Annotated in this window: 1 pseudogene; it reads right to left on the bottom strand. The window is 36.2% G+C overall.

What is annotated here, in order from left to right:
• Positions 1-470 (bottom strand): annotated as a pseudogene (locus DWX28_RS11645) (IS4 family transposase); the annotation flags it as partial.
• Positions 471-613 lie beyond the last annotated feature (143 nt).

Raw genomic sequence — 613 nt, 5'->3', positions numbered from 1 at the left:
GAATCTGCATAAATATGATAATCAATCTCATACAGTGCATTTAAATGTAAAAGATTATATCCTTTTTGTCCGTTGCTTCCAGGATAATATGATCCAGTATCCCCAGGGTTTGTAGCAATTTGAATGTCTGAACCGTCAACAGCAAATATAGGCATCTTTTCTGAAAAACCTTTCGTAATTGTTTCGTTAAAGCCGTCAAATATGGAACGGAAAGCTTCAGGCTTAATCTTACTTCTCTGCTGTAAAAAAGCAGATGGTGTGGGCATTTGAGGGGAAGCGTGAAAAAAGTCTATTAATTCATTTGTAAGACTGCCGCTTCCCATACCGATAATTCCTGTTAACACTGCTTTCATAGAAATTTTCCGTTTTCGGGTAAAGTCCGTATCAGGATGAAAGCAATAGTCCTTCGGATTGTTTGCAACTTTATTGATTTCTGACATCAAAACTTTTTTAATGTGTTTCGGTTTCATATGATACCTCCCTGTAATTAAGTTTTTCTTAATTACAAGGGCCGATTTCGCTGCCTTTATTATCAATCCGTAGCGAAATCGGCCGCACACATTAATATAAATGTCAACTGTTTTCGAAAAATAAAAAGACCCCTATACCATTT

This window comes from Blautia sp. AF19-10LB (assembly GCF_003461245.1).
In the GTDB taxonomy this organism is placed as follows: Bacteria; Bacillota; Clostridia; order Lachnospirales; family Lachnospiraceae; genus Blautia_A; species Blautia_A intestinihominis.
This window is presented reverse-complemented; position numbering and strand designations above follow the sequence as displayed.